We start from the raw sequence: 25,371 nt of genomic DNA, 5'->3' as shown, positions 1-25,371 counted from the left end.
TTAGACGATCACTTCAGGTGAAGCCTCTGCGTCTTCTTTCAAACCAAGTTCTTCAGCAACAATCCGTGCGCGGGCAATAAGCGTTGGCACAATATCGGCTTCTGGAACAGTATCAACAACCTTGCCACGAACGAAAATCTGACCTTTGCCATTACCCGAGGCAACGCCCAGATCCGCTTCACGTGCTTCACCCGGACCGTTAACAACACAGCCCATCACCGCTACTCGAAGCGGGAACGAAACATCCTTAAGACCTTCAGAAACCTGCTCGGCTAACGTATAGACATCAACTTGGGCACGTCCACAAGATGGGCACGAAACAATTTCGAGCTTCTTGGGCCGCAAATTCAACGAACGTAGAATCGCTTCGCCAACTTTAACTTCTTCTACCGGAGGCGCAGAGAGCGAAACCCGGATAGTATCACCAATACCTTGAGCTAACAGGGCGCCAAATGCAACCGAAGACTTAATTGTTCCTTGGAATGCAGGGCCTGCTTCAGTTACCCCCAAATGTAACGGCCAGTCTCCTGCTTCGGAGAGTAACTCATAGGCGCGTACCATCGTCACCGGATCGTGATGTTTGACCGATATAGCGAAATCATAAAAGCCCGCATCTTCGAAAAGTCGAGCCTCATTAACAGCTGACTCTACCAGGGCTTCCGGAGTTGCTTTGCCATACTTTTTCAGCAAACGCGGATCGAGGGAACCGGCATTAATACCGATACGCATCGCCGTACCATTGGCATTAGCTGCCGCAGCAATCTCCGGGATTTTGTCATCAAACTTTTTTATGTTTCCGGGATTGACGCGCACACCGCACCCCGCCTCAATAGCCGCAAATACGTAGCGTGGCTGGAAATGAATATCAGCCACCACCGGAATCTGAGACTTTGCGGTAATAATCGGCAACGCCTCAGCATCTTTATCTGTCGGGCAAGCTACTCGGACGATATCACAACCAGCAGCAGTCAATTCAGCAATCTGCTGCAAGGTCGCGCCAATGTCGTGGGTTTTCGTCGTCGTCATTGATTGGACCGATACCGGAGCATCGCCCCCAACCAAAACATCGCCCACACGTATCTGGCGTGTTTTCTTTCGTGGAGAAAGAACCGCAACTGGTTCTTTGACGGTTGGTATTCCTAAAGCAACTGGCATATTCACGATCAGTATTATTCCACTCTTAATCAGTTCTCACACGATGGGATTAACAATATCTACCACGATAAGCAAGATAGTCATAAAAACAAAGAACATAATCATGGCATAGCTCACTGGCAATAACCGGGCAGTATCGAAAGCTCCGGGATCTGGTTTTCCTTGAGCGAATGCGATTTTCCGGCGAGTTCCTTCGATGATCGCACCTAGAATGTGCCCGCCGTCTAGCGGCAACAACGGGATGAGATTAAAGATGAATAACGTCATGTTCAGCCCTGCGAGTAGCATGCACAAGTCCGCGAGTCGATCAACGAATCCATAATTTTGTGCTTGGGTGGCACTAATTGATCCGGCAACATCAGCAATGCCCACTAAACCGACAACAGAGTCTGGGCTACGCTTTTCCCCAGTTACTAAAGTTGATGCTGCGTCCCACAATTTCATCGGAAGCTGGAGCAGAATCTTCGCTGTTCCACTAGCCATCTGCCATGCTTGATGAGGAACATCGGCAATACTACCGGGCTGCCGATCAATAACTGGACCAATGCCCACATACGGCTTGGTTATGACATCCCCACTACTATCTGTGAACTCACGCAAAACTGGGGTAACTTCGACGCTTTCTTTCTTCCCGGCACGCTCGAGAACGACGTCGATCGGCTCGCTGCCGTGGGCGAGAATCGCCTGTTGGATTTCTTGCCATGAATCTACTTGAGTTTTTCCCCAGGAAATGATTCGATCGCCAGGATCGATGCGGTCCCGCGCCGGAGCTGGAGTACAAGAGATCGTAGAATCAACACAGTCAGCCACCGTAGCAATGGTGGTTGAGGCATGTGGCAATCCGATACCTAACGTAACCCCAGCGAGTAACAAAACACTCAATACTAGATTCGTCAACGGGCCACCGAACATCACAATGAATTTCAATCGCGCAGGTAGACGCCAAAAAGCACCCGGTTGGGCCGGGTCATCAAATTCCTGGGCTGATTGCCGGCGCGCTTCTTCGGCTAACGTCAGCGAGCCATCTTTCTTCGTAATAACAGTGTGTGGCCCAGCTGGTGGCAACATTCCAGAAATCGAAACGAATCCACCCAGTGGGATCGCCTTGATTCCCCATTCAGTTCCGCCCTTATGAGTAGACCACAATGTTGGCCCAAATCCCACAAAATATCGGCTCACTTTTGCGCCGAACTTTTTTGCTGGAATTAAGTGCCCTAACTCGTGGATCGCCACAGAAAGCACAAGGCCAACAATCATAAATAAAATTCCAGGAAGCATCCCAGCCATCCGTCCTTAATTCGCTCGGCGAGACATCAACATGTGGGCATATTCGCGGGCACGACGTTCAGTATCAAGAACGGTCTCGACGTCGGTACCGCATGGGAAATCCAATGTTTCCAAAACCTCACGCACTGTATCAATAATACCTAGATAGGGCAGTTTTCCTGCAAGAAAAGCATCAACGCATTCCTCGTTAGCTGCATTAAGTGCTGCCGGATGCAAGGTAGAGGCCGCAACGGCAGTTTGAGCTAACCTAACCGCGGGGAAAACCTCATGATCGAGTGGTTCAAACCTCCAGGCTACCGGCTGATCCCAGGCATTGGGAGTGGCGATATTCGGCAAACGCTGTGGCCAGGAAAGCCCCAATGCAATCGGCAAGCACATATCTGGCGGTGAGGCTTGCGCAATTGTTGATCCGTCACGAAACTCCACCATTGAATGAATAATAGATTGTGGATGAACTACTGGGACAATATTTTCTGGTTCGACGTCGAATAAGTAGGCTGCTTCAATAAGTTCAAGCCCTTTGTTCATCAACGTTGAAGAATTAATAGTAACTACCGGGCCCATCGACCATGTTGGATGATTCAAGGCTTGTTCGGCTGTCACATCGCTGAGTTCACTGCGACTCATCCCCCGGAACGGGCCTCCCGAAGCGGTAAGGATAATACGCGAAACTTCGCTAGAACCATCCACAATGGGAGAGGTCAGACCCTTGTGATGGCGTCCAGATCGCAAGGCTTGCGCGATAGCAGAATGTTCAGAATCAACTGGCACTATCTGGCCAGGCCATGACATCGCATCGGCGATCAAAGCGCCACCAACAACTAGGGATTCTTTATTTGCCAATGCGAGCGTAGCTCCAGAATGCAAAGCAGCTAAGGTAGGTAACAGGCCAACTGATCCTGTTATACCGTTAACGACAACATCAGAATCACTTATGCTAAATCCACTACCTAGTCTTGCGAGCTCAACCATTGCCTGGCTGCCACCCACAAGATGTGGCATCGTACGATCACTATAGCGTTGGGACCAAAGCTGGCTAAATTCTGTCAGCTTCGCTTCAGTTGCGATCCCAACAACGTCAGGTTCAAACAATGCCACCTGCTGTGCTAAGAGTTCGAGCTGATTGCCTCCTGCCCCCAACGCACGCACCTGGAATTGGTCACGGTGGCGGGCGATAACATCAAGAGTCTGGGTGCCGATAGAACCAGTAGACCCAAGAATAATAACGTCACGCATTACTCAACGCTCATCAATACCGAAACGACCCGGTCAAGGAAGACATCCACGACGCTCTCTTCGTAGGCATCCGCACCCTTTGCCCGGGTAAAAGTTATATTGCGAACTTCATTGGAACTCAAAGGTTGCGCCTTATCAAAGAATGCGATCACACGCTCAATGAGCTGATCTACTTCGCTAACTGAATACCCATGCCGCTTCGGATGCGCAAACCGCTTACCTTGTGGGCGACGCAAACGCGGATACAAGCTAGTTGCCCGATCATAAATCATGCGGACCCATTCTTCTTCACCTTGATCACGCACACAGATAGCTCGGCGTCGTTGCACAAAGGCTCGTTCGAGCCGATCTAAAGCTGCATCGACAAGCTGAGCATGATAGCCGTTGCGCACCCAGGGGAAAGAAACATCTCGCACGCTTGCCTCGGTAAACTCTTGCGAGTGTTCACTAGCATTATCGTAAGCGAGTTTTGCACGCTCAAAAAATGAATCAACCTCAGCCGGGCTATACCCAGAATGTAGCCAACCGACCCTCGAGAAAGTATCACTCATCGTCGTCATCTCCATTATGTGTGGCAGAAATTGCTGCCAGTGTTGAATCAAAATCTTGCGGTTGATGGCGGTGAGCATCAATACGAGCATCCACCGCTGCTTGGGCTTGTGCAGCTCGGCGCGATACATGGTCACGATCAACGACTTCAGCTGCCAACTGCCCGCAGGCACCATCAATATCTGAACCACGAGTATCGCGGATAGTGGTCGAAATTCCGGCGCGAGTCAATGTTTTGACGAAAGTATCAGTAGCGTGGGCAGTTGAAGCAGTCCAGATCGAACCGGGTGTAGGGTTTAGCGGAATCGGATTGACATGCGCCCAACCCCGCCCACGCGAATTGAGCTCGGCAGCAAGTAATTGGGCACGCCATTGGTGGTCATTCATATCTTTAATTAAAGCGTACTCAATAGAGACTCGGCGTCCAGTTCGCACAAAATAGTGGCGAGCAGAATCTAAAAGTTCGCCAACCTTGTGGCGCGAATTAATCGGAATCAAATCATCGCGCAACCCATCGTCAGGAGCATGCAACGATACAGCTAACGTCACCGGCAAGCCTTCGTCAGCAAGTTTGTTGATCACAGGTACTAGCCCCACAGTCGAGACAGTCACGTTGCGTGCTGACATTCCAAAACCTTCCGGCGCAGGATCAATCATGCGATGTAACGCATCTCGCACGGCGCGATAGTTCGCCAGTGGTTCTCCCATTCCCATAAAGACCACATTTGATACTCGAACAGGCTCTCCAAAAATACCCTCAGCTGCTGCTTGGCGTGCATAGCGCAACTGTTCGATAATTTCAGCTGTGGTGAGATTGCGGGTCAGACCCGCCTGGCCAGTAGCACAAAACGGACACGCCATTCCGCAACCAGCCTGCGAAGAAATACATAAGGTGGCTCGATCGGGATATTTCATTAACACAGATTCAACAACTGCCCCGTCGAAAAGTTTCCACAACGTTTTTATCGTCTTGCCCTGATCAGCTACCTGATCACGAACTTTTGTGATAAGTGGCGGGAGGAGTTGTTGCACAAGATCTAAACGTTGGGATTGCGGGATATCGCTCATCTGTTCCGGATCGATACAGTTATGTTCAAAATAATGTTTCGATAGCTGATCGGCACGATACTGTGGGTAACCAAGATCAGCTACCAGTTCCCGGCGTTCAGTGCGCGATAGATCAACCAAATGGCGTGGTGGTTTCCCGTGTCGCTGAGCAGTAAATGACAATGATGGCCGTGGCCCTTGCTCAACTCGTGGTAAAACCTGTTTCGTTTTCTTCATTCCAGTCCTTCACAACCCCTCAACTGCGCCCTCAATTGCCTCTGGCTAGTTCAAGCCGAATCCATAGGTGAGGACCACGTAGAGAATTGGCGCGCAAAACAACAATGAATCTACCCTATCGAGGACGCCACCGTGGCCTGGAAAGATAGATCCCATATCTTTAACGCCAAGATCACGTTTCAACAGTGACTCCGAGAAGTCACCAGCAGTAGCAAATATCGGGATGGTTAATCCGATAATTACCGCTGCATACCAAGGCAAACCAAGCCCTAACCAGACGGTGAGAAATGCAGCGAGCAGTGCCCCGAGAGTGGATCCGACGTATCCCTCCCAGGATTTCTTCGGTGAAATCGAGGGCGCAATGGGATGCTTGCCAAACGTAATACCGGCAAGCCACCCACCGGTATCGGAAGCAACAGGAAGCAAAACCAAGGCCACAACAGCAAATGCACCATGTTCGAGTGCAGCCAAAGCGAGGGCAAACATGGAAAATATCCCGATCCATGCCAACGCAAAAACCCCAGCAACGCCATCTGTAAGGGCGTTGCCTTTAGGCATATATGTTCGCCACAGCATTGACAGTGGCGCGGCAACAACAAAAACGATCAGGCCACTTTCCAAACCCCAAAACCATGTTGCCAACATCATGCCTACTCCGGCAATGATCAACGGAATAAACGGGATCCGTATGTTGCGTGCAAGAAATGCACCCGCAATCTCCCAGAGCCCGGCAACCATAAACGCGATCGCCAAAGCAACAAAGATTTCGATCTTGTATGCCAAGGATAGGCCCACCACGCTCAACAATCCCAGCCCAGTGGCAACTGCCGCCGGGACGTTTCTACCTGCACGCGAGGTCACCTCTTGTGGCGGCCGCGGTGGGTGCGGCACGAGGCGGCTAAGAAAAGTTGAGGTTTTTGTTGAGCTTGGAACGGCCAAAATCAGATCTCCATTAATTCCTTTTCCTTGGATTCAAGAAGCGCATCCACTTTATCAACATACTTCTTAGTCAGGGTTTCAAGTTCTTTTTCCGCGCGCTCGACGTCATCTTCACCCGCATCGCCGTCTTTCTTGATCTTATCTAGCGTTTCTTTGGCCTTACGGCGGATAGCCCGGATAGAAATACGCGCATCTTCACCCTTAGTTTTTGCCAATTTGACGTATTCGCGACGACGTTCTTCAGTTAGCGCCGGAAGATTAATCCGCAACACCTGCCCATCATCGGTTGGGTTTAAGCCAAGGTCTGACTCTTGAATAGCGCGCTCAATATCTTTCATAGCAGAACGATCATATGGAGAGATAAGAACGGTGCGCGCTTCTGGTACCGAAACAGTTGCTAACTGTTGGAGTGGGGTTGGCGCACCATAGTAATCTACAACCAGCGATGTGAATAGTTCTGGATTTGCTCGACCAGAGCGGATTTTAGAAAAGTCGTTGTGGGCAACCTCAATCGCTTTACCCATCTTCTCTTCAGCTTCAAGCAGTGTTTCGTCAATCATTATTTTTCCTCAATTGTTGGTAGTTGATGTCACTAGGGTACCGATCTTTTCGCCGCGTAGCGCGCGCGACACGTTTCCTGGGGTACCCATCCCAAAAACGCGCATAGTCATTCCGTTATCTTGACACAGCGAAAATGCTGCAGCATCGACAACCTTCAGGTGGTCTCGCAATGCCTGCTCATAGGTCAGTTCCGCTAGCATCACGGCATTAGGATCGGTGCGCGGATCAGCGGTATAGACGCCATCAACACCATTTTTACCAACCAATAATTCGTTACAGTGGAGTTCAAGTGCACGCTGGGCAGAGACTGTATCTGTAGAGAAGTAAGGCATTCCAGCACCAGCACCAAAAATAACGACGCGCCCTTTTTCCAGGTGACGGATAGCACGCAACGGGATATATGCCTCAGCAACTTGGCTCATGGTGATCGCGGTTTGCACTCGCGATGGAATACCTGAATTCTCAAGGAAATCTTGCAAAGCCACTGCGTTGATCACAGTTCCCAGCATTCCCATATAATCTGCTCGCGCTCGATCCATTCCGTTTTCTTGAAGTTCAATGCCACGGAAGAAATTTCCGCCACCGACGACGACGGCGACCTGCACCCCGGCACGCACCGCTTCGGCGATTTCTTCGGCAGTTCGACGCAACACTTTGGTATCGAGGCCAATGCCGCCACCACCAAACACTTCGCCAGAGAGTTTGAGTAAAACACGGCGAGTACCGTGTGGAGCTGGTTGAGAAGACATAGACTACCTTTCCTCTAATTCACGCTACCCAAATTCTACCCTATGTGACCATAGTTAGAATCACGTCGACGAATTCGGTCCAATTCGCGTCGCTCTTTCTTCGTTGGTCGCCCAGTTCCGCGCTCCCGGGTAAACAGTGGAACATAGACTTTGGGGCGGTGCGGGCTTTTATCTATGTAACAAAGTTGTGCTTGGGTGGCACTGGTGCGTTTGGTTATCAGCGCACTGACCTGCAAGACCCGGTCAAACCCTTGGAATCGGTAGCGCACTTCGTCGCCTATTTTTACTGGCGACGACGGTTTGGCTACATTGCCGTTGATACGCACATGCCCGGCTTTACATTCACTTGTGGCAAGGCTGCGCGTCTTGGTTTGGCGTACCGACCACAACCACAGATCTATTCGAACCGACTCACTCATAACATCTACCCTAAATGGTCAGGAAAATCACCACAACATTGTGCCCACCAACACTTTAGTTGAAATCTAAATAGACTAAACTCAAAGTGTTAAAAAGATAAAAAGTAACGCCGTGTTAATCGATATCTGAGCACGATAACACCACATTCTTAACCTACATCAGGTTTCGAATCAGCTCGATAATAGCTGGACGAACTGCGATATGAAGATCACGGCACTTAGAGGAGTAAACGATGGCACCACATGAATTTAGCGTTCCTGGATCACCGCGCATATATGATCGCCGCCAACTACTTGCCGTTCTCCTCATTCCATTGATGATGGCTCTTGTTCAGGTAAGCTCAGTAAATAACGCACTCCCAGCCTTGACCCAAGCGCTAGGATCTTCACCGTCGGAAGTCCAATGGGTGCTTTCTGGTTATACCCTCGCTATCGGCGTGATCCTTGTTCCCGCTGGCAGACTCGGCGATATCTTCGGACGCTCTTCGCTATTTATGATCGGACTGGTGTTATTCACCCTCGCATCTCTAGCCGCTGGCCTGGCTCAAACCACCATGACGCTCAACATCTTGCGTGTTTTCCAAGGACTGGGCGCTGGAATACTTTCACCACAAACCACCGGATTGATTGTGCAATACTTTCAAGGCAAAGCTCGCACCCAAGCATTCGCATTATTCGGCCTAGTTGTTTCGATATCAGTAGCAATCGGGCCTATTCTTTCTGGCTTGCTCATTGGCTGGTTCGGCAATGATCTAGGCTGGCGTGGCGGCTTTGCAGTCAACGTACCGCTAGGTGTTCTCGGGCTTATCCTCGGCGCTCGATGGCTACCGTTTGGAAAAGAACGCCGCACGCTCGGACCAGATCACGAAGCTGTCCAACAAGAATATCGCGACCAGGAAATAGCAGCCGGCAACACCGTCGTCGAACGGCGCGAAAAAATCGATATCGATCCGGTGGGCATAACGTTGCTCACGGTAGCTGTTTTGTTCGTTATGTTGCCCTTTATCCACCCCACACCTACATTCTGGATATTGCTCCCCCTCGGTGTTGTCGGTGGCGTGGCCTGGATAGCGTGGGAAAAACGCTATAAGGCACGCGGGCACTATCCGATGATGGATCTCGATCTTCTTAAACTGCCCAGCTATGGACTAGGAACTCTAACCGGTTCGCTCTTCTTTTTAGCCGGCCCAGCGATCATGGCGATCGTCGCGATCTACCTACAAAACGGTATCGGAGTAAGCGCACTCAACGTCGGACTCCTAACCTTGCCAAATGCTGTTTTTTCTGCAATTGGAGCGATGTGGAGTGGCCGACGAGCCTACGATAACGGCGGTGTAATCCAAGTTCTTTGTACACTCATCATCGTATTGTCCTCGGTGGCTCTGGCATTCATCGTCTGGGAAATCGAACACGGTGCAAACTTCTGGTGGGCTACCCTGCCGCTGGCGTTCCAAGGCTTTTCTTTCGGCGCCTTCGGGGCTGCCAACCAGACCCTAACAATGATGGACGTGCCGCGAGCACACGGTGGCATTGCAGGCGGCTTCCTCCAAACCGGACAACGCATGGCCACAGCCATCAGTATCGCAATGGTCACTGGCGTATTTTTCGCAGGTCAAAACCTCGGATCTACCAGCCCGAACTGGCTAGCTGGAATGTTGCTAGCCTTAGGACTCGTCACGTTCTTAGCCTCACTCACCGCAACATCGGCATTCGTCATGTTGCGCCGAGTTCCTAAACCAATCCGCTAAACTAGGCCTCAGCCTTCGCGGTAGCTGATCCCCATCCCAGATTCCGGATAGTGCCAACTCAACGTTCCAGATGGAGCTAGAGCTAAACACGTGCCACACTCAAGGCAGGCAGCGTATTCGGCAGCAACCGTACCATCAGGATTCTTCGAATAGACCTTCGCCGGGCAGATCCGGATCAACGTATCTGCAAAGCCGCTCGCTGCCAATGCTTCTTGATGGATTTCAATATGCGAATTTCCATCATCTGTTTCGTAGGCATTGCCTGCCAAGCGTCGATTGAGTGGCGGAAGTGAAAACTTGCTCTCAGCCATCACAGACCTCCTTGAATCTTGCGAACAATCTTCGCGAGCTTCCACACGCTCAACCCGGATGCCTTCATCTTCTTAACTATGAGAGAGGAGAGCTTCCTACGCGGAGTTTGATCCATGCGGTAAACACCGCGCAACGCGCTAGCCGCATACTCCCCCAACTGACCGTAGAGCTCTGGCGTGCTAGCAAGAAGCTCTGGAGCTTTCTTAAACGTAGCCATATCCTTACCCAGCCACGATGCGGCAATATTTTCCGCATACGCCGCCAATCCGGCTGCCGAATAATCTCCTGCGCGCAACGCGACGCCGATTGCCTGAGCAGCGCAGCGTCCCGATTCAGCAGCTAAATCCATGCCGCGAATAGCAAAACCGTTGTTGATCGTAAACCCGCCGGCATCGCCAACAATCACCGCACCGTCGAACGCGAGGCGGCCGACCATTGCTTGCCCACCTTCGGCAACCATGTGGGTACCGTACTCGAGTACCTCACCGCCGGCAATAAGTGGCTCGATGAACGGATGGGTAAGAAGGTGATCATGGAGATCAACGACGTCGTGCCCGGATTTTGCTAAGTCAGCAACATTGACCACGATGCCTAAACTGATCGAATCCTTATTCGTATAAAGGAACGCACCGCCTGGTACACCGCGGGTGGCATCACCAACGAGCGCGTAGGCAACGCCGTCGTCGCTACTGACTCCGAAACGCTGGTTCACCGCGTCTTCACCGATACGAATAACTGACTTCACTCCCACTCCAAGATGGGCAGGAGCTGGCGCCGGACGCAAGCCCACACTACGAGCGAGGAAAGAATTTACCCCATCAGCCAAGACGACGATCTTCGCATACAACACATCTTCGCCGGCACGAATACCGCAAACTGCACCCGATTCGCTCTTGACCAGCTCATCGACCTTGACTCCGTTCATCACCGTCACACCGGCTTCTTCTGCCTGCTCGGCAAGCCACGGATCTAGCTTGGCGCGCAAAACTGTTACCGCATTTGTTGGCTCGGCAAGCGACGCATCCCAATAGTCCACTGACACAGCTGACTCAGCATTCAGCAAGGTCAATACGTTACGGGTAATCGAACGCTCAACGGGTGCTTGGGTGGAGAAATTTTCGAAAATCTCATCCATCACACGCGAATAGAAAACCCCGCCGGAGAGATTCTTCTCCCCCGGTTCGTTACCGCGTTCTGCCAACAAAACCTCGTGCCCATCTTTTGTCAACAAGTACGCTGCTGTTATGCCAGCAATGCCAGCTCCCACCACGATAACGTCAAAATCGTATTCGATATCCATCAAGCTTCTTTCACATATTGCCGGCGTAGAACTAGTTAATCGGTGTTAGCTGAGTCAGTACCGAACCCAAAAGCCGCAACCTAGTTAGCTAGTGCGGCAGTGAGTTCTGGCAAGACCTGGTATAGATCACCAACAATGCCATAATCAGCAAAATCAAACATCGTTGCCAGCTCATCGTTGTTGATTACCACGATTGTTTGCGAATCAGTCACGCCAGCAGTGTGGTGAATCTGGCCGGAAATACCGATAGCGACATAAAGTTCCGGCGCAACAATCTGACCTGAGACGCCGATGTAGCTTTCGCGCGGCATCCAACCGTAGCCTTCTGCCAACGGGCGCGATACGCCGAGCTCGGCACCCAAGGCGTCTGCGAGGTTCTGTGCGAGCTGCAGATCTTCTTTGTTTTCGAAACCGCGACCAGCGCAGATCACACGCTGAGCATGCGCAATATCAATATCTGAGGTTTCGCTGACGTCGTAGGCGCTGACGCGCGCAGGCAACGGCTGACCGGTAGCGCTTTGTGGCGCTACTGCTTCGCCCTCGATCGCTGAACCGCCGGCGTGAACGCCAACAACTGGACCATCGAACTGGACTGTTTGTAACGTGATGGCGCCAAATCGTGAAACTTGGGCGGTATGGGCTCCTAGTGATTGCACCCCAGTAAGCACTGGCGCATTAAGCTTGGCAGCCACTGCCCCGCCCAAAACGCGATCTGGTGGCGTATCTGCTACGAGTACGACGTCGTCGGGACCTGCTGAAACAGTTTGTGCAACAACTGGCGCTAAGGCTTCAACCGGCATATCGGCGTCGAGAGCTATAGTAATCGCTGAATCTACGCCCGCAACGTCTGCGTCACCAACGACGACGGCGGTGATGCCGTCACCGCGCTGACGGCCAAGTTCAACCAGGTCAGCGATTTCTCCAGTGGAGGTAAGAATCCAAGTGGTTGCCATCAGGCTTCCTTTCCGTCGAGTACGCCGTCTGTGCGCAGGGCTTGAACGAGTTCATTAACAGCGTCTGGGCCAGTAAAAATGATGCGCTTGCGTTCGCGCTCAGCTGGCTTGGCGTGACCGGTGATCGTTACACCAGCAGGTGCTGATTCGACGTCAGCCATCGAAACAACCTCAACTGGCGTCTTTCCGGCAGCGAGAATTTCTTTCATCGACGGCGCAGGGACGCGTGCCGCATCCGAAGTCACCGCAACAACAACTGGTCCAGCAACTTCCACCCTACGACTACCGCCGGGAACCTGCTGGGTAAGGACAAATCCATCGCTTTGTGGCTCAATCTTTTCCACCTGCTGGAAGGTTGGCCAACCAAGGTAACCGCCGAGGATTGCCGAAGTCATGGAAGCACCATTATCGATAGAGGCATCGCCGGTGATAACAATGGTGGCATCTGCGATGCGGGTAACGAGCTGGGAAAGTAGCTGTGCGTATTGGGTTGGGTTGAGATCGGTGGCTTCATCGTCAGCCAAAATCAATCCGCGGCTAAAGCCTTTAGACATCGCGTTCTTGCGCGCCATCGAACCACCGATAACAGCTGGCCCGACGCTGATACCGATAGATTCAGTACCAAGCTTGGCGGCGAGCTCTTTGCCCACCTGTGCCGCTACTGGATCATAATCGCTCATTGCTGGTTTTGCACGTGACCAATCAACTGTTCCATCCTCACTCACCCGAGCATCTTGCGGGTTCGTGGTGTACTTGTAGGCAACAACCACGCTCATGAATGTGCTCCTTAGTATCGCGGACTAAATATGCTATGCGTTCTCGATAACGACGCCGGTTCAGCGCCGAGTACCGCTTAAAACTAGAACTATTCTACCGGGTCGCGGCAGATAGTAGGCATGGGACTACGGTGGCATTAGTCGCTAAACCTTGGGCGGGCTGGTACTACGATGGGCTGGGTCTTTGGCGGGCAAGAACTGTTGCTAGGCTGGAAATGTTGTTAGGCAGGAACTGTTGCAGGGCTGATGCTGGCCCTGGCCTGATGGAAAACCCCTCGGGCCGTGACGCTCCGAGGGGTTTCGACAATTGCTGAGCAAAATGGCTAGCTCAGCTGCGCTAGCTTCGTCTCGAGTTTGATACGTTTCTTATTCAACCGAGCAAGGCCGAACGAATGCTGGACGATAAGTTTTCCGATTTCCTCAGCGCTTGGCAGTCCGCGGCTAGCTAGCTCGTCATCGATATGTGCTTCACGTCCTTCTTCTTTGAATTGTTCGATCAACGCACTAGCTTTGGAAACAGAGCTTTCAGATAACGGATTATTCGCGATTTCGCGATTGACCTCGTCGAGCTCTTGGCGAAGAGTCTCAAGACTTTTCTTCCAGAACACGCATACCTCCTTTTCGTCTGGTTTCAGCTTATTCTAGCAATACGCTCCCTCGGGGTGACAAAAGATGGTGAACTGAGAGCCACTCAGCCACAGTCTTGCGTATGGGCATTCTGGCAAGCAGGGGAAAATAGTTCATCAACACTTTCTGACTATCATCGATCCTGCACACTGCCTGTAGGTCCATTCCGCTGTACCTCCACCTGCGACAACAAGGTCGCGATACAAGCTATACCGAGTCAGCCTCACGATCGCTGTAGCCTTTCGCCTGAGTAGCATAATCTGAGCGTATACTCCACCGGCTGACACTAAAGCATGATGCCTTCCGCTTTCTAGGAGCTGACCCTCACCGATGACTAAAATCTCGTCTGCCATACGCACTGTTGAAAAACGATGAGAAATAAGGATTTTCGTAGCTTGTGAAGCTTCGTCATTTATCTGTTGAAAAACTGCTTCCTACGCATGGGAGTCAAGCGTAGCCGTTGGTTCGTCCAACACGATGATCGGAGTATTACGGAAGAAAGCCCGAGCAAGCGCGACACGCTACCATTCACCGTCAGACAGTTGCAGACCGTCTGCTAAACCATTTTCCAAGTTGTGTGTCAATCCCCTTAGGGAGATGTTCAACTACATCCATGAGCTGAGCTCGTTGAATTGCCCCTAGGACACCTTCAGTATCTTCTAGATTCTCAATACGCCCGAAGCCTACATTCTCACGAAGTGAAGCTTCATACTGAATAAAGTCTTGGAACAACACAGCAAGTGAAGTGTACCGGGTTTTCTTCCTAGGCTTTTGCCCTGGTTGGTGTTTGTATTTTCTGTGTTGTGTTAACGGTGTGCCAGTAGTCGTTTTCAACTTCGAGTGGTGTGCGGTAGTCGAGTGCTTGATGTAGCCGTGTCTTATTCCACCAACTTACCCATTCAAAAGTAGCGATTTCCACTTCGAGTACGTCTTGCCATGTACGAGGATGAATAAGCTCGTTTTTATAACAACCATTGACATTCTCAGCTAAAGCATTATCGTAGCTATCACCCACGCTACCGGTTGAGGGAATAATCCCTCCCCTGTGCTAGGTGCTCGTTATATACAATCGAAGCGTACTAGGAACCATGATCACTATGATCTACTAGCCCGCTGACCTCCTTCGCACAAGCAATTACTTGGTTTAACGCCTGTAGTGGTAAAGCCTGGGTTCGCATAGAATCCGACAACGCCCACCCCACGATCTTAGGGCTGAAAACATCCACAACAAAAGCCGCATACACAAACCCCTGACGTGTTCGACCATACGTAATATCGCCCCACCCATAACTAGCCGGGTTTAACGGCACAGAAATGACGATTAACTAAATCAAGACGAGTATCTTCACATCTTCTTAGTCAACTCACCACCGAGGATCGGCCTTTACCTTTGCCTAACAACCCGGCTAAACACATAAACCTAGCTGTTTGTTCACACCCAATCATGATCCAGGCACGCCCTAAAGCACGCCACATCTTACGCACCCCATACACACCATAATTCGAGGCATGAATATCCACGCATAATCCTCACAAGATCACTATCACGTCTGGCTCGAGCGCTTAACAGAACCGACCTGGCATAACAATAGCCACGAAAGGTAATGAATCCTCCCTCACGATACTTAATTCAACGTCACGCACATGAAACACTACATGCGAAACGATCCTTATGTTCATCAATAAACGCAATCATTTCCCAACACCCACGAGCCAAGTTCGGACGCGAAAAAAGCTGACGCAGCTTATCTGACCTCATTCGTATCACGTAGCTCCTAGATTTCTCGGCCCAGCCGAGCATTTTCCGTAATAACCTCTTCTTAAGCCCGTCTAACCCCACCCGAACGCCGTGATTGTTGAACCCATTGCCACCCCCGAGTACTACGAAACCCCAAGCTTGGGTGCTATAGCTTGGCAAGCAGCCTAGATAGTCAACCCCTCGCTCAGGATCCTATCTTCGACAAGCCGGACCACCCGATCCTTAGCATCCGAAACAAATTTCTTTGGCATGATAAACATTTCCCATCCTCTCAAACGCAAGAAAACCTAGGACACTTCATTACGCCCCTAGATCACTGGTAGACCAACGTTGGTAGCTTCAATCACTATTGGTGTTGAAGCTTCATTGAGGGTTCCGGATATGAATACATCTTGCCCGTCGGGAAAAATATCGGTGTTCTCGGTCAAGAACGCCCCGCATCTCAGTTTTCACGGCTTACCAGCCATTAACTACACCGACTAATGCCATACCGCAGGAAAAGAAAACCCTTTGAAAGCCACGTATTTCCAAAGAAAACACGTCCCAAGGGGTTAATCCCTGGCCCAAATTTTTGTATCAAAATGAGCGTCTTAATGGTTGAATACGGAAAATTAGAAGAACCAAAAAACATTTATAGATATGGTTGGTAATTAAACAGATGGTTCCATTGCTCTAGCCTTTAGATGCGATTACATATTGTTCCTGGGCTTTAAACACAATGTGGATACTGCCGTGTTCGTTGACTACTGCATGGTTGACGAGTAGATTCCATGCGTCGTCGGAGTATTCTAGGGGTGATTGGGGGGCGAGGTAGTCGTGTATTGCTTTAGCTTGTGCGAGACGGTTTTGACGGTTGGTGATTTCGTCAACGGTACGTGCGTATTTCTTGGTGGCTTTCTTACGTCGGGTTTCGAGCATATTGTATTGGGCATCGTAATCGCCTGCGTCCATTGCTACTTCCAATCAATCAAGGTTCAATTCCTCTACATCTTTTGTCACAGCATCCACGCCTCACTCTTCCATCATCACCCGTTTAGCGGCCTCTGCGGTACCTCGCCATGCTTCACGTATTTCTTCATCATTCATCCCCGGTTCCCAAACCCTCAGCAAGATGACAGATACCAGCTCCACAGCTATTGCGAGCACTACCATGATCCCTGCCGACGCCAGAGAGCTAATTAGCACGTACGACGCTGCGAAATAGGTAATTGCTAACAGAAAAAGCTTTACAAATATGGGTCGCCAACCACCTGGAGAATTATGTTTCTTTTTTCTTGCGTAAAACTGATCAAACATGGTCGATAGTGTTTCGCAAACAACCACGCTTAATCCCACAATAATTATCAATAGACGCACAGGCATCTTGTAGGGTATTAGCCAAAACACAATGCCAGAGACTATGAAAACACATAAACCAATAATAAATCCGGTGATTATATGCCCCCACCAGGCGTAAGAAAACGGGACAGGCTTCCACGAAGTATCCATATCACTTCTCCATTCTCACCCGAAGCAAGCGGAAATTACCCCATCAAATCCGAGGATCATCTCGAGAGCTTGAGCACCTTCCTCGCCAATCTCAGCAAGGGCTGCTCCACTTTTAATGGCTCTCCAAATGCCGCTTACACCACCCCAAATTTTCCGTGCCTCTTTCAACCATTTGAGTACTTTGCCCACAGGAAGGCCATACTGAAAAATTATACTTGCTACCTCACCACCACACTGCCACCACGATGCTCGAGTAGCTATCCCTCCAACACTCATTCCGTTCAGCGTTCGAGAAAGCTGCCCCTCATAATTCGGCGTTGTCCTCGGGTTCGCATTCCTTAAGTTTTCTGGAACTCTATCTAACGCCAGAATAAGACGGTCAAGTTCTGCGTCACTCAGCGAAGGCGAAGTCGAATTTAAGTTAACCGATGTCGAGACTACTGGAATCGAAATACCGCTCCCCTCACTCACGCTAGCAGCAGCTACACCGGTACCTGCCAATCCGAGTGCCAAACTTACAGAGGCCCCAATAACCATATTGCGGATTTTCATTTTTCTCCTCCTTTATATTTATCTCGTTGTCGGCATCATGTCGGCAACCTCTGTGCCGCAGTAAGCGCCAGTGCTCGCTGCAGTGAAACAGCATTTGCGCAACAACTTTCGTTGCTTAAATACCGTTATTAATATAATAACGTATCTCACATTGTGCTGTAAACGGGAAATTCTCGTTATCCTACAAAACAGGTAGCTCACGCTGATCGTAGATGCTGCCGTTCATGGTTCTTTGGCCGCATCTGATTGCACGGTCGAGTGCCATGATCGTAGCGACCACACCGTCGATCTTCTCGGTGGGTTTTTGTTTTTCAGGTTTGATGTTGCCGGCCGGGTCGGTACGCACGTAAATGTTGCCCACCATCCACGACAGGACCGGATGGGCGCCGTGAGCGAGCCATCCTTCGAGGGCGAGTTTCATCAGTTCTTTCGGCGGTGGACTCATGTCTTTGAAGCCCTGCCCGAACGGTACAACGGAAAAACCGAGCCCTTCGATGAAGCCTTCAATCGCGCCGTAGTGGACTACATTACCTTCCGCGATCTGCAGAAAACCTTGCTGCTACCACAGGTCATAGGACACGTGGCCACGGACAACGCGGAGTTTGAGATTGTCTTGCGATCTCCAAAATCATGATGCAATCACATACGCCTCAGCACTGAGTACCTAGTACAGTGCCGCCCGAATATTCACTCGTACACGTAGCGCGCACAATCTTATAAATCTCATACCAATACACATTCACCTGCGCATACGATTCAATCAAGCGCGGGGCCACAAACTGCGAACAGCCACGTACATCAAGCCACTGCCACGTTTCCCGGTAAACTAGCTCAGCACCAAGGGGTTTATTATCACGCTGAACCTCAGAAAGATAATCCGACGGTTCGGGCATCACTTCACCAGCAAGCACCACACCATCACCAATATCGGCACCAATGAAGTCGAATGGCTCATTGAGTGGATCTTCCAGCCGAGTAGCCGAGCGGCCTGCTGCGAGCTTCTCATTCAACGCATCAAGCTTCGCTCCCGCTCGCACACGCCGGACACCTCGGCTGGTGCCATCTTTAGATATAATAGACTAAATCTTCGATTAATATTAAAATTTTCCCTACATACTAACTCTACCTTTTCGACGCTTGAGACAAGAACGAAGCTGAACTTAAGGTCGAAGTATTGAAGTATGAAGAGAACTGAAAGTAAACACCATACCAACAATGAAGTCGGCAGTCCAATCGGCAGTTGCTACAATTCTGGCAATCCTTCTTGCAGTCGGGTCAACAGGTAGTGCCAACGCGACAGAACTACATTCATCCAACCAGAGCCTATCGCTTCACGGTACGACAATCCAAGCTGAGTCATCCGCACGCTATCCGGAGCCGTCTGTGCAGGACATTCTACTCTTTGGCACTGATGATCCGGAAACAGTTTATCTCCTCAATCAGATGAGTGAAGACTTTGCAAAGTTTGGAGATAAGGGCGCTTACGATAGTTTAATAGTGGGTTCTGATGCTCCTATACGTCCAGGAACCATAACGACACAAGACTGGAACTCTTTCGCGTCATGCGTAGGTAGCGGATTAGCGCAAAGCTTCGGATTGGACGTTCTTAAGAGGGCGTTCGATAGTCAAGTCCGTAACGCCCTAAAATCACATCAATGGAAAGTTGCCTCCTCTATTATGCACCGCAACCTAACAAGACTTCTTGGAAAAAAAGGGGCCTCCTTTGTGATTAAAAAGATTGCCGCCAAGGCCTTGCCGGGAGGATTACCTGGCCAGATCGCATGGTAAGTCGGGAAATGCGCCTTAGGGGAAATTTGGTGAAAATAGATGAAAAGAAATAATAAGGTTTTACCTAAACCGCTCGCTCTCGCCTTTACGATTACAGTCATTCTTGCCATCCCGTTACCTTTTGCACTATATCTTGGCGGCATCGACTGGATTATCAGCGGAAGTCACGCGGGCTTGAAAGAGTTTGTCATTTCCTACCTCGTTGGACTTTTGGTGTTATGCGGCGGCCTCGCGATCACCATCTTTAAAGACCGTCGAGAAAAGCGTAACAGAAAGCTCCATAGCCCCTCCCAGAACAATGGCAAAAACCTATAAATTCTGTTGTCATCTAAAAACAGCGAATCAAGCAGGTAATATCCTGTTTGATTCGCTGTTTTTGTCTACGGCGAGCCCCGCCCGCTGAGGAGCAGACAGCCGATAGAGATTCGAGACACCCAGCTTGGGTGCGACCACCTGACAGGCGCCTGCAACGACAGGCCCTCTAGCCAAGAATACGGTCTTCACCCGTGCGGACGATAAGGTCCTTCGCATCCTGATCAAATTTCTTTGGCATAGTCCAGACTATGCCCATCTACTCAAACGGAACAAAACCTGGGACACTTCACACCCCCTAAAGCACGCCACATCTTACGCACCCCATACACACCATAATTCGAGGCATGAATATCCACGCATAATCCTCACAAGATCACTATCACGTCTGGCTCGAGCGCTTAACAGAACCGACCTGGCATAACAATAGCCACGAAAGGTAATGAATCCTCCCTCACGATACTTAATTCAACGTCACGCACATGAAACACTACATGCGAAACGATCCTTATGTTCATCAATAAACGCAATCATTTCCCAACACCCACGAGCCAAGTTCGGACGCGAAAAAAGCTGACGCAGCTTATCTGACCTCATTCGTATCACGTAGCTCCTAGATTTCTCGGCCCAGCCGAGCATTTTCCGTAATAACCTCTTCTTAAGCCCGTCTAACCCCACCCGAACGCCGTGATTATTGAACCCATTAACGCCCCGAGTACCACGAAACCCCAAGCTTAAGTGCCACAACCTGGCACGCAGCACTAATAGTTAGTCCTTCTGCAAGGATCCGATCTTCAATAAGACGAACAACCCGACCCTTAGCATCCGAAACAAATTTCTTCGGCATGATAAACATTTCCCATCCTCTCAAACGCAAGAAAACCTAGGACACTTCAACGTTCGCAAAATCAGCATAAGCCTGCTGACGCAAGATTGCATCGACGTCGGGAATCTCCGGCACAAAGGAGAACAATATGATCCGCACCCGCACCCCATATGTATGAGCGTATCTTTTGACATGCTCGTAACCTGATCTATTTACACAACCGAGAGGTGATCAAACCATAGATCAGTATTTATTGCGACAACTGTGGACACTTTGATGTGCGGGATGATTTCTTTCATTAATTCAACGCGCTGTCCGACGATCACCAGTGACCGGATGCTTGCCTGGCGAAAGTAATGAATAGCCTCGATTAGATCATCGATTTCATAAGATGTGAAGGTTGCCGGCATAACGTAATGTCCGTTGGCGCACGCCAGACGTTCAAAGGCATAAAACGCCTACATACGACCATAGGGAAGATTACCAATCGTGAGCATACCGATGGCTTTTGAGGTGCCTGAAGCCAGCATCTACCCTGCAATGGAAGGTTGATAGCCTAAATATTCGATAGCATTCCGCACGCGCCGTTCAGTTTCTGGGCGGACTGTGCCTTTACCGGACAACACGCGTGAGACAGTTTGCGAAGATACTTTAGCAAGCTTGGCAACGTCGGCCATAACAACACGTCGCTCCACAACACTCTCATCACAATTAGTACCTTGGAGTATATATGCCACCAATAAGTCGCAAGTTACCCTCCCCTGCGAAAGGTCCTGCTCAATCTCAAAACCTTATCGGAGTGGGTGTCCCGCGAATAGAAACAATAATGGCGAGGTTTTTCAACCTCGCCATTATTGAGAGTAAGTATCTAGCTATAAGCTATGTTGAACTCCGAAGAGTTTCCTAGCTTCTAGCTCACTCAGCGTCGCTGGCAGCTGCTGCAGCAGCTTCGCCTACGCGAACGCGCTTGAAACCAGTGACCTTGCCGCCAGCAGCGTCAACAACTTGACCAACCGAGAGCTTCGGATCACGAGCAAATGCTTGATCAACAAGCGTAATCTGCTTGAAGAAGCCCTTGAGGCGACCTTCTACGATCTTTGCCACGGCAGCTTCTGGCTTGCCTTCTGCGATAGTGATTTCGGTAGCGATGCGACGCTCGTTTTCCACAACCTCAGCTGGGACATCTGCTTCGGCCAAGTACTGTGGATTCATAGCTGCAACGTGAACTGCAACATCGTGTGCAACTTCGCTGCCAGCCTTGTCAGTAGCTACGAGAACCGCAACCTGTGGTGGAAGATCGGTTGCAGTGCGGTGCATGTAAGCTTCAACATGCTCACCGGAGAGAACTTCGAGGGAGCTAATTGCAAGCTTTTCGCCAATAACACCGGTGAAGGTGTCAATGCGATCTTTAACAGTGCCTTCTTCGAGTGCAACACCAAGGAGTTCCTCAACGGAGGTGGACTTGGAGTTAACAGCGGCTTGGAGAATTTCCTCAGCGAAAGCAATGAACTTTTCGTTCTTTGCAACGAAGTCAGTCTCAGAGTTAGCTTCGAGAATGTAGCCGGTCTGGCCTTCCTCAGAGTCAACAATCTTAGAAAGAACAAGACCTGCACTTGCGGTGCGGCCTTCGCGCTTTGCAGCAACCTTGAGGCCCTTTAGGCGTAGCAGTTCTTCAGCCTTAGCGGTATCGCCGTCAGCGTCAGCCAAAGCCTTCTTGACATCGAGCATGCCGGCGCCGGTCTTCTCACGAAGAGCCTTAATATCAGCAACAGTGTAGTTTGCCATAGAATTTACCTTCCAGTATGCCTAAGATCAGGCTTCAGTCTTTTCTTCTGTGGACTCAGCTTCTTCAGCAGGAGCTGCTTCCACTACGGCTTCTTCCGCTGCCTTCTCCTCAGCCTTTTGCGCTGCGAGCATCTCGCGCTCCCATTCAGGCATTGGATCTTCTTCAGCGTTCTTGCCACCGCCACGAGCGAGCAAGCCTTCTGCAACTGCGTCAGCTACAACGTTGGTGAGGATTTCGATGGAACGGATAGCATCATCGTTTCCTGGAATTCCATAATCGACGGTATCTGGATCACAGTTTGTGTCAAGAATGGCAACAACTGGGATATTGAGCTTCTTAGCCTCAGCAATAGCGAGGTGCTCCTTGTTGGTATCGACAATCCAGATCGCGGAAGGAACCTTGCCCATATCGCGAATTCCGCCAAGAGTGCGCTCGAGCTTTTCCTTCTCGCGGCGCATCATCAACAGTTCTTTCTTGGTGAACTTAGAACCAGCGACGTCGTCGAAATCGATGAGTTCAAGTTCCTTCAATCGCTGAATACGCGATGCCACAGTGGAGAAGTTGGTGAGCATACCGCCCAACCAACGCTCGTTGACGTACGGCATGCCAACGCGCTCAGCAAGTTCGCGGATTGGCTGCTGAGCCTGGCGCTTGGTACCAACGAAAAGGATGTTTCCACCGTGTGCAACGGTTTCCTTCACGAAATCGTAGGTGGAGTTAATATCGTCAACGGTTTTGCGAAGGTCAATAATGTAAATGCCGTTGCGTTCGGTCAAGATGAAACGCTTCATCTTTGGGTTCCAACGACGGGTCTGATGACCAAAGTGGACACCAGCTTCAAGCAGCTGGCGCATAGAAACGACTGCCATGGTCGTCCTTTCTCAGGCGCAGATATCCTGCGCATAGTTACGGTTACTGTTTACTGACCGGATTGCCAATAAACTCTAGCGCGCCAACCAGCACAACATAAGCACCGATGCACTGCAGGCCTTTCGGCAAATACGCGCGTGTATTTGCTATTTTCATAGCCTGTTCATTCTAGCTGAATACGCGAAATAGTGCGACTAACGCTGTTTCTTCGCAGCGTGGTATTGGCAACATTGTCCACCCTTACACCTTCCCGCAAAGATATCCACAGTTTCCCGGAAATTACGCGGTACTCCCAGCTCATCACCAATACTAGCTATATGGTTTATTTACGTCAGATTCTTTCTTTGGCTGGCGCCGTCGGCGCTGTTACAGCTCTTACGCTGGCAATTCCCACCGCACGCACCGAGCAGCCCTCTATCTCAGAAAACTTGAGTTTCCCGGCGCAGGCACCGGCTGCTATATCCGAGGCTCAATCTCCGCCATATCGCATCGAGTTTGATCGAATTGATACTGACCGCAGCCTTGATCTGGTTGATGGTGGCAGTGGCAGAAAAACACTGCGGTATTTATGGCCCACTGGTAGCCCGGCTGAGGTACTAAGAGATTTTTCGATCGCGGAACATAACTGGCTACCGGGCCATCGTGGCGTGGATCTAAAAATAGATACTGGCGGCTCAGTTTTTGCGCCGGCAGATGGCATGGTTATTTATGCGGGCCGCATCAATGATCGAAGCGTTGTTTCCATCGAGCATCCAGATGGTATTCGCACCACCTATGAACCAGTTCTTCCACTAGTTACAGCGGGCCAACGCGTTAAACAAGACCAAATAATTGCAACGGTAGAGCCGGGCCATTGCCCAGAGCACACCTGCTTGCATTGGGGAGCAAAGCGCGCTCTAAATCGTTATCTTAATCCGCTCCATCTTTTGGAAGGTGCAATAATTTTGCTGGAGTAGGAAAACCTCATCGAACCATAGCATCTGCCAGGTACTGCTCTTTCCGTGAAGCTGGCACAGTGTTACCTGCTAGATACACCCTGCACGCTAATACCGCGAGCGCGCAATCAAACTCAAGCCCGTGGATGGGCTTGACCAAAAGCAGCTCGCAAGCGCTGGGCGCTAACATGGGTGTAACGTTGAGTAGTTCCAATCGAAGAATGGCCCAGTATCTCTTGAACAGTGCGCAGATCCGATCCGCCATCGAGAAGATGAGTGGCAGCCGAATGGCGTAAATCGTGGGGAGTGATGTCTGGAAGGTGAGCATAGGCAGTTAATTTACTCAACGACGCACGCACGATTCGTTGGTCGATTCTTTTTCCGTGCGCACCGATAAACAGTGCTTGTTCCGTTCTGCGGTATGCCTGCCCAGCTACATCTTGCTCAACTACATTCTGCCCAGCTACATCTTGCTTACCCCTATCGTGGGCAGCTAAAAGCTGAGCACGGTCAGCCAACAGGCGCGCGCGAACAGGTAGCCATTGCATGAGTGTTTCTCGTGCCGGGCGGCCAAAAGGTACGATACGCTCTTTGTTCCCTTTTCCGATCACACGCAAGGTTCCTTCAGGGGAAATATCTGCGATATTGGCACCCGTCAGTTCACTAACACGAATCGCAGTAGCATACATTAGCTCAAAGATCGCTCGATCTCGAATAAGAATCGGATCGCCTGTTTCAGCTCTCTGGCGCGCGGCAGCAAGTAACGTTCTGGCTTGTTCTACGGAAAGTACATGCGGAAGCTCATTTGCTGCCCGTGGTGCTTTGAGTTGAATTCCTGGATCTGAGTCGATCACTGCAGTTTTATACATCCACGCCGTGAAAGTTCGTATTGCTGCGGAATGGCGGGCAATGGAAGAACGCGCATGGCCCGACTTTTGCCGCTGGGCCAGCCAGGCACGTAAGTCTCGAATATCGATATAGGCTAAGGCTTGACCGGCATCGTCACTGCGCTGAACCAAAAAATTCAGTAGGGATCGCGCCTCACTAAGATAAGCACGGCAGGTGTGGGCTGATAACCCGCGCCGGACTTGCAATTCACGGCCATAGTCATCAAGAATGGTTTCTAATTCTACCGGTAGCTCAATGTTCACCATTCGATC

31 protein-coding genes and 1 pseudogene are annotated in these 25,371 nt (G+C 50.5%); 4 read left to right on the top strand and 28 right to left on the bottom strand.

The features are described 5' to 3' along the window. From ispG to NG665_RS02980, 9 genes are read right to left on the bottom strand one after another with little or no spacing between them, the layout of a single operon-like run. A complete protein-coding gene (gene ispG, locus NG665_RS03020; protein WP_252674076.1) occupies nucleotides 1-1,155 on the bottom strand; it encodes a flavodoxin-dependent (E)-4-hydroxy-3-methylbut-2-enyl-diphosphate synthase in 1,155 nt (384 codons plus the stop codon). A 36-nt stretch (nucleotides 1,156-1,191) separates the two neighbouring features. Beyond that, nucleotides 1,192-2,442 (bottom strand): M50 family metallopeptidase, encoded by a 1,251-nt coding sequence (locus NG665_RS03015; protein ID WP_252673818.1) that lies wholly within the window; start codon nucleotides 2,440-2,442, stop codon nucleotides 1,192-1,194. A 6-nt stretch (nucleotides 2,443-2,448) separates the two neighbouring features. Beyond that, nucleotides 2,449-3,678, bottom strand: coding sequence for a 1-deoxy-D-xylulose-5-phosphate reductoisomerase (gene dxr, locus NG665_RS03010; protein WP_252673817.1), 1,230 nt, complete (start codon nucleotides 3,676-3,678; stop codon nucleotides 2,449-2,451). After that, nucleotides 3,678-4,229, bottom strand: coding sequence for a cell division protein DivIVA (locus tag NG665_RS03005; protein WP_252673816.1), 552 nt, complete (start codon nucleotides 4,227-4,229; stop codon nucleotides 3,678-3,680). Before NG665_RS03005 ends, dxr begins: the two co-directional genes overlap by 1 nt. Then, complete coding sequence (gene rlmN / locus NG665_RS03000) at nucleotides 4,222-5,511, bottom strand: dual-specificity RNA methyltransferase RlmN (RefSeq protein WP_252673815.1); 1,290 nt, start codon at nucleotides 5,509-5,511, stop codon at nucleotides 4,222-4,224. The genes NG665_RS03005 and rlmN overlap by 8 nt, the downstream gene beginning before the upstream one ends. A 45-nt stretch (nucleotides 5,512-5,556) precedes the next feature. Further along, a complete protein-coding gene (locus tag NG665_RS02995; RefSeq protein WP_252673814.1) occupies nucleotides 5,557-6,402 on the bottom strand; it encodes a phosphatidate cytidylyltransferase in 846 nt (281 codons plus the stop codon). Between the two features lie 50 nt (nucleotides 6,403-6,452). Continuing rightward, nucleotides 6,453-7,010 carry a ribosome recycling factor gene (gene frr / locus NG665_RS02990; protein WP_252673813.1) on the bottom strand — a complete coding sequence of 186 codons (558 nt, stop codon included), beginning with the start codon at nucleotides 7,008-7,010 and terminating at the stop codon, nucleotides 6,453-6,455. A gap of 9 nt (nucleotides 7,011-7,019) precedes the next feature. Next, entirely contained in the window at nucleotides 7,020-7,760 is a 741-nt protein-coding gene (pyrH, locus tag NG665_RS02985; protein ID WP_252673812.1) for a UMP kinase, read from the bottom strand. A gap of 35 nt (nucleotides 7,761-7,795) precedes the next feature. Then, on the bottom strand, nucleotides 7,796-8,179 hold the full coding sequence (locus NG665_RS02980; RefSeq protein WP_252673811.1) for an RNA-binding S4 domain-containing protein: 384 nt from the start codon (nucleotides 8,177-8,179) through the stop codon (nucleotides 7,796-7,798). 233 nt (nucleotides 8,180-8,412) lie between these two features. Here NG665_RS02980 and NG665_RS02975 point away from each other — a divergent pair, with 233 nt between their 5' ends. Next, complete coding sequence (locus NG665_RS02975; protein ID WP_252673810.1) at nucleotides 8,413-9,927, top strand: MFS transporter; 1,515 nt, start codon at nucleotides 8,413-8,415, stop codon at nucleotides 9,925-9,927. A gap of 8 nt (nucleotides 9,928-9,935) precedes the next feature. Here NG665_RS02975 and NG665_RS02970 read toward each other — a convergent pair whose 3' ends face one another. The 13 genes and pseudogenes from NG665_RS02970 to NG665_RS02915 form a co-directional block, all read right to left on the bottom strand. Further along, nucleotides 9,936-10,238, bottom strand: a complete 303-nt coding sequence (locus NG665_RS02970; RefSeq protein WP_252673809.1) for a ferredoxin family protein — start codon at nucleotides 10,236-10,238, stop codon at nucleotides 9,936-9,938. Continuing rightward, the gene (locus NG665_RS02965) at nucleotides 10,238-11,539 is read right to left on the bottom strand and encodes an FAD-dependent oxidoreductase (RefSeq protein WP_252673808.1); all 1,302 of its coding nucleotides are present in this window, start codon (nucleotides 11,537-11,539) and stop codon (nucleotides 10,238-10,240) included. The genes NG665_RS02970 and NG665_RS02965 overlap by 1 nt, the downstream gene beginning before the upstream one ends. A gap of 80 nt (nucleotides 11,540-11,619) precedes the next feature. After that, entirely contained in the window at nucleotides 11,620-12,492 is an 873-nt protein-coding gene (locus NG665_RS02960) for an electron transfer flavoprotein subunit alpha/FixB family protein (protein WP_252673807.1), read from the bottom strand. Then, complete coding sequence (locus tag NG665_RS02955; RefSeq protein ID WP_252673806.1) at nucleotides 12,492-13,268, bottom strand: electron transfer flavoprotein subunit beta/FixA family protein; 777 nt, start codon at nucleotides 13,266-13,268, stop codon at nucleotides 12,492-12,494. The genes NG665_RS02960 and NG665_RS02955 overlap by 1 nt, the downstream gene beginning before the upstream one ends. 323 nt (nucleotides 13,269-13,591) lie before the next feature. Continuing rightward, nucleotides 13,592-13,876, bottom strand: a complete 285-nt coding sequence (locus tag NG665_RS02950; protein WP_216402757.1) for a hypothetical protein — start codon at nucleotides 13,874-13,876, stop codon at nucleotides 13,592-13,594. Between the two features lie 782 nt (nucleotides 13,877-14,658). Beyond that, a complete protein-coding gene (locus tag NG665_RS02945) occupies nucleotides 14,659-14,910 on the bottom strand; it encodes an integrase core domain-containing protein (protein ID WP_252673805.1) in 252 nt (83 codons plus the stop codon). Nucleotides 14,911-14,974: 64 nt separating this feature from the next. Next, nucleotides 14,975-15,121, bottom strand: a complete 147-nt coding sequence (locus tag NG665_RS08715; protein WP_353888248.1) for a hypothetical protein — start codon at nucleotides 15,119-15,121, stop codon at nucleotides 14,975-14,977. A 133-nt stretch (nucleotides 15,122-15,254) separates the two neighbouring features. Beyond that, nucleotides 15,255-15,416: an IS3 family transposase gene (locus NG665_RS02940; protein ID WP_252673609.1), complete on the bottom strand. Its 162-nt coding sequence runs from the start codon at nucleotides 15,414-15,416 to the stop codon at nucleotides 15,255-15,257. A 910-nt stretch (nucleotides 15,417-16,326) separates the two neighbouring features. Further along, nucleotides 16,327-16,605, bottom strand: a complete 279-nt coding sequence (locus tag NG665_RS02935) for a hypothetical protein (protein WP_216452588.1) — start codon at nucleotides 16,603-16,605, stop codon at nucleotides 16,327-16,329. Nucleotides 16,606-16,665: 60 nt separating this feature from the next. After that, nucleotides 16,666-17,142, bottom strand: a complete 477-nt coding sequence (locus NG665_RS02930) for a hypothetical protein (protein WP_216380398.1) — start codon at nucleotides 17,140-17,142, stop codon at nucleotides 16,666-16,668. 15 nt (nucleotides 17,143-17,157) lie between these two features. After that, nucleotides 17,158-17,694: a hypothetical protein gene (locus NG665_RS02925; RefSeq protein ID WP_252673804.1), complete on the bottom strand. Its 537-nt coding sequence runs from the start codon at nucleotides 17,692-17,694 to the stop codon at nucleotides 17,158-17,160. Between the two features lie 181 nt (nucleotides 17,695-17,875). After that, nucleotides 17,876-18,322: pseudogene (locus NG665_RS02920) on the bottom strand (terminase TerL endonuclease subunit); the annotation flags it as partial. Nucleotides 18,323-18,344: 22 nt separating this feature from the next. After that, nucleotides 18,345-18,767 (bottom strand): terminase, encoded by a 423-nt coding sequence (locus tag NG665_RS02915; protein ID WP_252674075.1) that lies wholly within the window; start codon nucleotides 18,765-18,767, stop codon nucleotides 18,345-18,347. Between the two features lie 142 nt (nucleotides 18,768-18,909). Here NG665_RS02915 and NG665_RS02910 point away from each other — a divergent pair, with 142 nt between their 5' ends. Then, on the top strand, nucleotides 18,910-19,482 hold the full coding sequence (locus NG665_RS02910) for a hypothetical protein (RefSeq protein ID WP_252673802.1): 573 nt from the start codon (nucleotides 18,910-18,912) through the stop codon (nucleotides 19,480-19,482). A 39-nt stretch (nucleotides 19,483-19,521) separates the two neighbouring features. Then, entirely contained in the window at nucleotides 19,522-19,797 is a 276-nt protein-coding gene (locus NG665_RS02905; RefSeq protein WP_216380386.1) for a hypothetical protein, read from the top strand. A gap of 700 nt (nucleotides 19,798-20,497) precedes the next feature. On the opposite strand, the gene NG665_RS02900 is transcribed toward NG665_RS02905, so the two are convergent. The 5 genes from NG665_RS02900 to rpsB form a co-directional block, all read right to left on the bottom strand. After that, the gene (locus tag NG665_RS02900; protein WP_252673801.1) at nucleotides 20,498-20,650 is read right to left on the bottom strand and encodes a hypothetical protein; all 153 of its coding nucleotides are present in this window, start codon (nucleotides 20,648-20,650) and stop codon (nucleotides 20,498-20,500) included. Nucleotides 20,651-20,832: 182 nt separating this feature from the next. Continuing rightward, nucleotides 20,833-21,030 (bottom strand): hypothetical protein, encoded by a 198-nt coding sequence (locus NG665_RS02895; protein ID WP_216402809.1) that lies wholly within the window; start codon nucleotides 21,028-21,030, stop codon nucleotides 20,833-20,835. Between the two features lie 120 nt (nucleotides 21,031-21,150). Then, nucleotides 21,151-21,315, bottom strand: coding sequence for a LacI family DNA-binding transcriptional regulator (locus tag NG665_RS02890; protein ID WP_252673800.1), 165 nt, complete (start codon nucleotides 21,313-21,315; stop codon nucleotides 21,151-21,153). A 220-nt stretch (nucleotides 21,316-21,535) separates the two neighbouring features. Then, nucleotides 21,536-22,405: a translation elongation factor Ts gene (gene tsf / locus NG665_RS02885; protein WP_252673799.1), complete on the bottom strand. Its 870-nt coding sequence runs from the start codon at nucleotides 22,403-22,405 to the stop codon at nucleotides 21,536-21,538. Nucleotides 22,406-22,432: 27 nt separating this feature from the next. Next, a complete protein-coding gene (gene rpsB / locus NG665_RS02880; RefSeq protein ID WP_252673798.1) occupies nucleotides 22,433-23,275 on the bottom strand; it encodes a 30S ribosomal protein S2 in 843 nt (280 codons plus the stop codon). 318 nt (nucleotides 23,276-23,593) lie between these two features. Between rpsB and NG665_RS02875 the strand changes: the two genes are divergently transcribed. Beyond that, a complete protein-coding gene (locus NG665_RS02875) occupies nucleotides 23,594-24,232 on the top strand; it encodes a M23 family metallopeptidase (RefSeq protein WP_252673797.1) in 639 nt (212 codons plus the stop codon). A 113-nt stretch (nucleotides 24,233-24,345) separates the two neighbouring features. Here the strand turns inward: NG665_RS02875 and NG665_RS02870 are convergent, their stop codons facing one another. Beyond that, nucleotides 24,346-25,362, bottom strand: a complete 1,017-nt coding sequence (locus tag NG665_RS02870; protein WP_252673796.1) for a tyrosine recombinase XerC — start codon at nucleotides 25,360-25,362, stop codon at nucleotides 24,346-24,348. Between the last annotated feature and the right edge of the window lie 9 nt (nucleotides 25,363-25,371).

The organism is Arcanobacterium pinnipediorum, assembly GCF_023973165.1.
In the GTDB taxonomy this organism is placed as follows: Bacteria; Actinomycetota; Actinomycetes; order Actinomycetales; family Actinomycetaceae; genus Arcanobacterium; species Arcanobacterium pinnipediorum.
The sequence above is the reverse complement of the archived record's forward strand: the minus strand, read 5'-3'. Positions and strand labels throughout refer to the sequence as shown.